The organism is Streptomyces poriferorum, from assembly GCF_019399235.1.
Classification (GTDB): domain Bacteria; phylum Actinomycetota; class Actinomycetes; order Streptomycetales; family Streptomycetaceae; genus Streptomyces; species Streptomyces poriferorum.
On the sequence record NZ_JAELVH010000272.1, the window covers coordinates 1 to 8,442 of the forward strand.

At 71.5% G+C, this 8,442-nt stretch carries 8 protein-coding genes and 1 tRNA gene; 3 read left to right on the top strand and 6 right to left on the bottom strand.

Annotation, left to right across the window (positions count from 1 at the left end):
* Positions 1-35 precede the first annotated feature (35 nt).
* The 4 genes from JGS39_RS32230 to JGS39_RS32245 form a co-directional block, all read right to left on the bottom strand.
* The gene (locus tag JGS39_RS32230; protein ID WP_219573287.1) at positions 36-614 is read right to left on the bottom strand and encodes a 50S ribosomal protein L25/general stress protein Ctc; all 579 of its coding nucleotides are present in this window, start codon (positions 612-614) and stop codon (positions 36-38) included.
* Between the two features lie 183 nt (positions 615-797).
* Positions 798-1,772 carry a ribose-phosphate diphosphokinase gene (locus JGS39_RS32235; RefSeq protein ID WP_219573288.1) on the bottom strand — a complete coding sequence of 325 codons (975 nt, stop codon included), beginning with the start codon at positions 1,770-1,772 and terminating at the stop codon, positions 798-800.
* A gap of 120 nt (positions 1,773-1,892) precedes the next feature.
* Complete coding sequence (glmU, locus tag JGS39_RS32240) at positions 1,893-3,341, bottom strand: bifunctional UDP-N-acetylglucosamine diphosphorylase/glucosamine-1-phosphate N-acetyltransferase GlmU (protein ID WP_219573289.1); 1,449 nt, start codon at positions 3,339-3,341, stop codon at positions 1,893-1,895.
* 110 nt (positions 3,342-3,451) lie between these two features.
* Positions 3,452-3,523 (bottom strand) — tRNA-Gln (locus JGS39_RS32245).
* Between the two features lie 200 nt (positions 3,524-3,723).
* On the opposite strand from JGS39_RS32245, the gene JGS39_RS32250 reads away from it, so the two are divergent.
* Positions 3,724-5,025 (top strand): sensor histidine kinase, encoded by a 1,302-nt coding sequence (locus tag JGS39_RS32250; RefSeq protein WP_219573290.1) that lies wholly within the window; start codon positions 3,724-3,726, stop codon positions 5,023-5,025.
* A gap of 139 nt (positions 5,026-5,164) precedes the next feature.
* Here JGS39_RS32250 and JGS39_RS32255 read toward each other — a convergent pair whose 3' ends face one another.
* Positions 5,165-5,707, bottom strand: a complete 543-nt coding sequence (locus JGS39_RS32255; RefSeq protein ID WP_219573291.1) for an SUKH-3 domain-containing protein — start codon at positions 5,705-5,707, stop codon at positions 5,165-5,167.
* A 10-nt stretch (positions 5,708-5,717) separates the two neighbouring features.
* Positions 5,718-6,251: a YwqJ-related putative deaminase gene (locus JGS39_RS32260; RefSeq protein WP_148019068.1), complete on the bottom strand. Its 534-nt coding sequence runs from the start codon at positions 6,249-6,251 to the stop codon at positions 5,718-5,720.
* A 304-nt stretch (positions 6,252-6,555) separates the two neighbouring features.
* On the opposite strand from JGS39_RS32260, the gene JGS39_RS32265 reads away from it, so the two are divergent.
* Complete coding sequence (locus JGS39_RS32265) at positions 6,556-7,533, top strand: SMI1/KNR4 family protein (protein WP_219573292.1); 978 nt, start codon at positions 6,556-6,558, stop codon at positions 7,531-7,533.
* 5 nt (positions 7,534-7,538) lie between these two features.
* Positions 7,539-8,442, top strand: a 904-nt coding sequence (locus JGS39_RS32270; protein ID WP_505391879.1) for an SUKH-4 family immunity protein, incomplete at its 3' end; no start/stop codon positions are given.

Here is an 8,442-nt window from a genome sequence, read left to right on the forward strand (position 1 = left end):
GCTCCTGTACCCACCCCCCCAATGACCGGACCCTCTCAGGCCTCGGCGGGAGCTTCCTCCGCGGGGGCTTCCTCGACCTGGGCGGCGACGACCTGGAGCACGACGGCGTCCTCGTCACCGGCCAGCACGGAACCCGACGGCAGCGGGATGTCCTTGGCGAGGATCGAGTCACCGGCGTCCAGGCCCGCGATGGAGACCGTGACGGACTCGGGGATGTGGGTGGCCTCGGCCTCGACGAGCAGGGTGTTCTGCACGTACTCGAGCAGGTTGCCGCCCGGGGCCAGCTCGCCCTCGACGTGCACCGCGATCTCGACCTCGACCTTTTCGCCGCGCTTCACGGTCAGCAGGTCGACGTGCTCGATGTTGCCCTTGAGGGCGTTGCGCTGCACGGCCTTCGGGATGACCAGGGCGTCCTTGCCGTCGATCTCGAGACCGATGAGGACGTTGGCGGTGCGGAGCGCGAGGTGCAGCTCGTGGGCCGGGAGCGTGATGTGGACCGCGTCGGCGCCGTGGCCGTAGATGACCGCGGGGACCAGGTTGGCGCGGCGGGTACGGCGGGCAGCGCCCTTGCCGAACTCCGAACGGACCGTGGCGTTGAGCTTGATCTCGGCCATGACTGCACTCCTCGTAAGGTGACAAGACTACGGATGGTCACCCGGCCCACGACAGGCCTGCTACGAAGAGCGCGTCGATAACGGACCGCCGTACCTATGAGTACGGCCTCCCTCGCCGAGCAACTCGCTGAGTCTACCCGGCGGGGAGGCCGCACCCAAAGTGGATCTTCGGGACCCTTGGGCCTACTGCTCCTCGAAGAGGCTCGTGACCGAACCGTCCTCGAAGACCTCGCGCACCGCGCGCGCGATCGTCGGCGCGATCGAGAGAACCGTGATCTTGTCGATCTCCAGCTCGCCCGGGGTCGGCAGGCTGTCCGTGAAGACGAACTCGCTGACCTTCGAGTTCTTCAGCCGGTCGGCGGCCGGACCCGAGAGCACACCGTGCGTCGCCGTCACTATGACGTCCTCGGCACCGTGCGCGAACAGGGCGTCCGCGGCGGCGCAGATCGTGCCGCCGGTGTCGATCATGTCGTCGACCAGGACACAGACCCGGCCCTTCACGTTGCCCACGACCTCGTGGACGCTGACCTGGTTGGGCACGTCCTTGTCGCGGCGCTTGTGCACGATCGCCAGCGGGGCGTCCAGGCGGTCGCACCAGCGGTCGGCGACGCGGACACGGCCGGCGTCCGGCGAGACGATCGTCAGCTTCGAACGGTCGACCTTGGCGCCGACGTAGTCGGCCAGGATCGGCAGCGCGAAGAGGTGGTCGACCGGGCCGTCGAAGAAGCCCTGGATCTGGTCGGTGTGCAGGTCGACGGTGAGGATGCGGTCCGCACCCGCCGTCTTCATCAGGTCCGCGATCAGACGGGCCGAGATCGGCTCACGGCCGCGGTGCTTCTTGTCCTGACGGGCGTAGCCGTAGAACGGCACGATGACCGTGATGGAGCGGGCCGACGCGCGCTTCAGCGCGTCCAGCATGATGAGCTGCTCCATGATCCACTTGTTGATCGGAGCCGTGTGGCTCTGGATCAGGAAGCAGTCGGCGCCGCGGGCGGACTCCTGGAAGCGGACGTAGATCTCACCGTTGGCGAAATCGAAGGCCTTCGTCGGCACGAGGCCCACACCCAGCTGGTGTGCGACCTCCTCGGCCAGCTCGGGGTGGGCGCGGCCGGAGAAGAGCATCAGTTTCTTCTCGCCGGTCGTCTTGATCCCGGTCACAGCACAGTCTCCTCAGACGTGTATCTGGCGCTGCACGCAGATGTCCCGATGTGCAACGAGCCAGCCGAAATGGGGTGAGCATCTATCACGGTACGCCGTGCGCGACGCACCTGTTTCCGGTCAGCTTTCGCTGCCGGTGTCCTCCGTCGCGGCCTGAGCTGCCTGTGCGGCCGCGCTGCCCGGACGCTTACGGGCCACCCAACCCTCGATATTCCTTTGCTGGCCACGGGCCACGGCCAGCGAACCGGAGGGCACGTCCTTGGTGATGACCGAGCCGGCCGCGGTGTAGACGCCGTCCCCGACCGTGACAGGCGCCACAAACATATTGTCCGCACCGGTCCGGCAGTGTGAGCCGATCGTCGAGTGGTGCTTGTTCACGCCGTCGTAGTTCACGAAGACGCTCGCCGCACCGATGTTGGTCTGCTCGCCGATCGTCGCGTCCCCGACGTAGCTCAGGTGCGGGACCTTCGTGCCCTCGCCGAGCGTGGTGTTCTTCAGCTCCACGTACGTACCGACCTTGGACTTCGCGCCCATCCGCGTGCCCGGCCGCAGATACGCGTACGGGCCGACCGTCGCGCCGGCGCCGACCTCGGCCCCGTCTGCGACCGTGTTGTCCACCCGCGCACCCGCCCCGACGACGGTGTCCTTCAGCCGCGAGTTCGGGCCGACCTCGGCGTCCTCCGCGAGATGCGTGGCGCCGAGCAGCTGTGTGCCGGGGTGCACGATCGCGTCACGCTCGAACGTCACGGTCACGTCGATCAGGGTCGACGCCGGGTCCACCACCGTGACGCCCGCCGTCATCGCCCGCTCCAGCAGCCGCTGGTTCAGCAGCCGGCGGGCCTCCGCGAGCTGCACCCGGTTGTTGATGCCGAGGATCTCCCGGTGGTCGGCGGCGACCGAGGCGCCGACCCGGTGGCCGGCCTCACGCAGGATGGACAGCACGTCGGTGAGGTACTCCTCGCCCTGGCTGTTGTCCGTGCGGACCTTGCCGAGCGCGTCCGTGAGCAGCTGCCCGTCGAACGCGAACACCCCGGAGTTGATCTCCCGGATCGCCCGCTGGGCGTCGGTGGCGTCCTTGTGCTCGACGATCTCGGTGACCGCGCCGGTCGCCGCGTCGCGCACGATCCGGCCGTAGCCGGTGGAGTCGGGGACCTCGGCGCTGAGCACGGTGACGGCGTTGGCGTCGGCGGTGTGGGTGGCGGCGAGCGCGGCGAGCGTCTCGCCGGACAGCAGCGGGGTGTCGCCGCAGACGACGATCACGGTGCCGTCGACGGTCCCGCCCAGCTCGTCGAGCCCGACGCGCACCGCGTTCCCGGTGCCCTTCTGCTCGGCCTGGTACGCGGTGCGCACCTGGGCGTCCGCGGCGGTGAGGTGGGCGGTGACCTGCTCGCTCGCGTGGCCCACGACCACGACGAGGTGCTGCGGTTCCAGCTCGCGGGAGGCGGCGACGACATGACCGACGAGCGAACGCCCGGAGATCTCGTGCAGGACCTTGGGGGTCTTCGACTTCATGCGGGTGCCCTCACCCGCTGCGAGGACGACGACGGCTGCCGGGCGTACGGAGCTCACGGATAGGGCCCTTCGGCTTCGGGTGACGGACATCCGCAGGATACCGGGGGGCGTTGGGGCGGACATGGGCGCGGGCCCCGACCGGTTCGGTCGGGGCCCGCGGTGAGATGCTCCCCCACCAGGACTCGAACCCGGACAAATAGCACCAAAAGCTACTGTGCTGCCAATTACACCATGGGGGAATACAGCCGAACTAACCGGACATTGCGTCAGGCTGCCGGATTGGCACCCAACACTATGCCGTACCGGCGGCCCTCGACGCGACGGTATAGGTCCGCGCTCTCGTACGCGCGAACCTCCGTGCATTCGAATCCGTTCGACGCCCCGACGTGCTGCGCAGGTCACCCGAAAATGAGGTGCGCCCGCCCGTACGCTGGATGCCATGACCGCAACGGGGGCAGACCGGGAGGCGGCGGGATCGACCACCCGCGGCTACTGGTGGTGGGAACGGCGACGGAGTGTCGCACTGGACGGGGGACTGGCGCTGGTTTCGGCGCTGGAGTGTGCGTTGGAAGGGGTGGTGTTCGCGGGGGACACCGGACTGCCGGTGCCGCTGGGAGTCGTGTTCGGGCTGATCGCGGGGTCCGTGCTGCTGGTACGCCGCAAGTGGCCGATCGCCGTGGTGCTCGTGTCGATCGCGACGACGCCGGCCGAGATGGGCTTCCTGATGGGCCTGGTCGGGCTGTACACGCTGGCCGCGTCCGATGTGCCGCGCCGGATCACCGCGGTGCTGATGAGCATGCAGCTGGTGGGGACGTTCATCGTCACCTATGTGCGGCTGCGGCAGGGCGTCGACGCCGACGCGGACTTCGGCCCCGGCGACTGGTACGTGCCGATGCTCTCCCTCTTCATGGCGGTGGGGCTGGCCGCACCGCCGGTCCTGTTCGGCCTCTACATAGGGGCGCGGCGCCGGCTGATGGAGAGCCTGCGGGAGCGGGCCGACTCGCTGGAGCGGGAGCTGTCGCTGCTCGCGGACCGCGCGGAGGAACGGGCGGAGTGGGCACGCACGGAGGAGCGGAACCGGATCGCCCGGGAGATGCACGACGTGGTGGCGCACCGGGTGAGCCTGATGGTGGTCCACGCGGCGGCCCTGCAGGCGGTGGCGCCCAAGGACCCGGCGAAGGCGGTGCGGAACGCGGCGCTGGTGGGTGACATGGGGCGGCAGGCGCTGACGGAGCTCCGCGAGATGCTCGGGGTGCTGCGGACCGGGGAGCCGATGGCGGCGCGGGTGACGAAGGTCCCGCTGGCGTCCGTGGGGCGCGCGGTCCCGGCGGCGGCCGAGGACGGGCCGCGGCTGGGTGAGGTGGAGACCCTGGTGGGGGAGTCACGGGCGGCTGGGATGACGGTGGAGCTCTCGGTGGAGGGCGACGCGCGTCCGTACGCGCCCGAGGTCGAGCAGACGGCGTACCGGGTGGTCCAGGAAGCCCTGACGAACGTGCACAAGCACGCGGCGGGCGCGAAGACGTGGGTGCGCCTGGCCCACCGGGACGCCGAGGTCGCCATGCAGGTGGAGAACGGCCCCTCGGACGCGGCGACGGCGGACGCGGGGCTGCCCAGCGGAGGCAACGGGCTCGTCGGCATGCGGGAGCGGGTGCTCGGGCTGGGGGGCGTCTTCGTGTCCGGCCCGACGGACGCGGGCGGCTTCCGGGTGTCGGCCGTCCTGCCGGACGGCAACGCGGCGTAGGGCCTTCGGCTGGATGAGCCCGACGGGGCATAGGGCCTATCGGCCGGATGAGGCCCGACGCGGCATAGGGCCTGTCGTCCGGATCGGGTCCGACGCGGGGTAGGGCCTGTCGTCCGGGCCGGGCCCCGGCGCCGCGCGCTCAGCCGGAGATCAGGCGCTCCGGCTGGATGCCGGCGACGAGAGTGGCCAGGGCGCCGTCGATGTCGGGCCCGAGGTACCAGTCGCCGGTGTGGTCGATGCTGTAGATCCGCCCCTCCGCGTCGATCGCGAGGACGGCCTGCGCGTCCCCCTCCTCGCCCAGGGGGGCGACCTCGGTCTCCAGTGCGCGGCCGAGGTCTCCCAGCGTCCGGGCCAGGTGGAGTCCGCTCAGCGGGTCGATCCGTACGGACGGCGTCGCGATCTGCCGCCCGGGTGCGGTGGCGGTGATGACGAGCCCGCCGAATTCGGCCCAGGCCTCCACCGCGGCGGGGAAGACGGCGTGCTGGTGCCCCGCGGGCGAGGCGTGGGAGCGCAGGGCGTCGGCCCACTCCTCGGCCTGCCGGATGTCCCAGCGGCCGGGTTCCCAGCCGGCGGCGCGCAGGGCGGCGTCGACGGCGACGGGGAAGCGGGTGGAGCTGTGGCGGTCGTGGTTCGGCGGTCCTGATTGCGCGGGCAGGTCGGGAAGGTCGGTTCGGTCCTGCATGGGGGCGCTGTCAGCCCTTCTCGGCGGTCGTCGCCGCTCCGGTCGTGGTGAGGTCGACGGGACGTACGCCGAAGTGGGCGAGCATCACGGAGCAGGAGCGGCAGGGTGCCGCGTAGCTGCCGTGGAGCGGGTCGCCGTCCTCGCGGATGCGGCGTGCGGTGAGCCGGGCGTGCTTGAGGGCGCGCCGGGCCTCGCCGTTGGTGAGGGGCTTGCGCTGGGCCCGCTTGGAGCGGCCGGACTCGGCGGCGGTGAGGTGCCGGGAGAGCAGTATGGCCTCGGGGCAGCGGCCGGTGAAGCGTTCGCGCTGCCCGCTGGGGAGGGTGTCCAGGAAGTCCTGGACGAGGTGGTGCAGCACGGGCGGCTGGTCGCCCTTGCCGGCGGTGCACGTGAGCGTTTCCCCGCGTACGGACAGCGCTGCGGCCACCGCGGGCAGGATGCCGTCGCGGCGGTGGATCAGGCGCGGGGTGTGGCCGGTCTCGTTGCTGCTCCAGCTGAGTCGGGGGTCCCCGGTGGTGACGGTCTGTGCAGAGTGTGCGGTGTGCATGGTGCTGTGTCCCTCCCGTGCCCGCAGCGGCTGCTGCCGAATGTGCACGCCCCCGTGTATGCGGGTGACAGCCTGCCAAATGTGTCGGGTCCTGTGAAAGCGGGGTCGACGAAACGTGTCTGCGTGTCGCGCTTCAGTGGCCCGATCGTCGCTCGTCCGTCACTCCGTTGTGACGGTTGGTGACGGAAGTGGTCGTGGGACGGAGGGGCGGGGTCTGTCCCGGGCTCACCGCATAGGCTGTGCCTGGACCGCCCCCATGGGCAGGTCGGTCCTCATCAGCCAGACGCAGCAGGGGGCAACCGCCATGACGACAGGTCGGCTCGGGCAGCAAGCCGCGCCACCGAACGCGGCCTACGCCGGTCAGCTCGTGCACTTCCCGGATCCGGTCCGGGCGTCCCGCCACCCCAGAGGTGTGCGCATGGACGGGAACGGCTGTCCGGACTTCGCGCCCTACGCGCGCGCCGCCGCCGAGATCGCCGAGCCCCCGCAGGGGTTCGGCGTGGACGAGCTGCGGCTCACGGACTACGTGTCGGCGAACGCGGCGCTGGCGGCGAGCGGCCACGATCTGTGGGACACGATTCCCGCGGTGGCCACCCCGCACGGCTGGACCTGGCACCACGTGCCGGGCAGCCGGCGGATGGAGTTGGTCCCGGTCGAGGTGAAGGCGTTGCTCCGGCACCACGGTGGACTGGCGACGACCGCCGTGGACCAGAACAAGCGGGGGACGCGTCCGCTGCAGGAGACCCGGCCGGCGCACTTCCGGTTGCCGAAGAGTGCCGTGGCGGTCAGCGAGCAGCAGATCCAGGGCGTCGAGGAGGACCTCGGCTACCGGCTGCCGGGTGCGTACCGCTCGTTCCTGAAGGCGGCGGGCGGTTCGGCTCCGGCCGGTGCGGCGCTCGACGCGGAGCTCGGCCTGCTCGTCGACCAGCCGTTCTTCACGGTGCGCGAGGAAGCCGGCGTGAACGACCTGGTCTACGTGAACAAGTGCCTGCGGGACCATCTGACCAAGGACTATCTGGGCGTCGCCTTCGTCCAGGGCGGCATCCTCGCGGTGAAGGTCCGCGGGGACGGTGTCGGTTCGGTCTGGTTCTGCGCGTACGACGACGCGCGTGACCGGGACGGCTGGAGCGTGCAGGAGCGGGTGGACCGGCTGCTGCTGCCGTGCGGCGCCGACTTCGACGCGTTCCTCCAGCGGCTCGCGGGCAATCCGCCGGAGCTGGAGACGGTGGCGAACCTGATGGTGGACGGCGGCTTCGCGCGTGCCGTCCCGGTGGAGGGGTGAGCGCGATGGTGACCTTTGCGCAGGCGCAGGAGCGCGCGGACGAGTGGGTCAACGGTGACGTTCCGGCATACCAGCACCGGGAGGTGCGGGTACGCGAGTTCGAGCTGGGCTTCGTCGTGTGGGCCGAGGACCGTGCCGAGGGCCCGGTGTCCGACGGCGGGCGGCAGCGGCTGGTGATCGCCCGGGACAGCGGCGAGGCCACGCTGTGGCCGGGGCTGCCGGTGGGTGAGGTGATCCGGCGGTACGAGGAGGAGTACGGGTCGACGGCCGGTGCGCCCGCGGCCCCCGAGCCGCCGCAGCGTATCGATCTGAACCAGACGTCCTTCCTGTTGAGCCCGCCGGAGTGGCTCCAGGAGGCGGCCGACAAGCTGGGTATCCCGGACCGGCGGGCCGACGCGGCGGGGCAGACGCCTCCGCCCGCGACGCCTTCCCCCTCTTCGCAGGGCGGGCCGGTCCCGTACGAGCCGACGGCTTCCCCGGGCGTTCAGGCGTCCGCGCCGCAGCCGCCCGTCGGGGCCACCCCGTGGGCCGGGACCGACACCAACGCGGGGTCCGACGAGGGCGAGGTGGGCCTGCCGGCCACCGTGTTCGCGCCGCCGCTCTCGGGTGCCGACGACGAGGGCGCACCGCCGAGGGTGGTGTCCGCCGACGCTCCGACGGCGCTGATGTCGGGCGGCAGCCAGCTGCCGCGGACGGCGATCGTGCCGGGCCTGCCGCCGCAGGGTGGCCCCGGTGCTCCGCCGGCTCCCGTGCCGGGCGGCCCCGCGCCGAGCCGTCCGGCTGCTCCGGGGCCCCGCCCCGGGCCGGGTTCCGGTGACATTTCCGACGAGGCGACCAGCAAGGCGGTCGTGCAGCCGCGCGGTGCGCGTGGTGGTGGCTCGACGACCCCGCCGCCGCCCGGCGCCCCCG

Excerpts from the sequence above, each read along its gene's own strand:
- JGS39_RS32230 (WP_219573287.1), bottom strand. The coding sequence starts at position 614 with ATGGCCGAGATCAAGCTCAACGCCACGGTCCGTTCGGAGTTCGGCAAG.
- JGS39_RS32250 (WP_219573290.1), top strand. The coding sequence starts at position 3,724 with ATGACCGCAACGGGGGCAGACCGGGAGGCGGCGGGATCGACCACCCGC.
- JGS39_RS32255 (WP_219573291.1), bottom strand. The coding sequence starts at position 5,707 with ATGCAGGACCGAACCGACCTTCCCGACCTGCCCGCGCAATCAGGACCG.
- JGS39_RS32260 (WP_148019068.1), bottom strand. The coding sequence starts at position 6,251 with ATGCACACCGCACACTCTGCACAGACCGTCACCACCGGGGACCCCCGA.
- JGS39_RS32265 (WP_219573292.1), top strand. The coding sequence starts at position 6,556 with ATGACGACAGGTCGGCTCGGGCAGCAAGCCGCGCCACCGAACGCGGCC.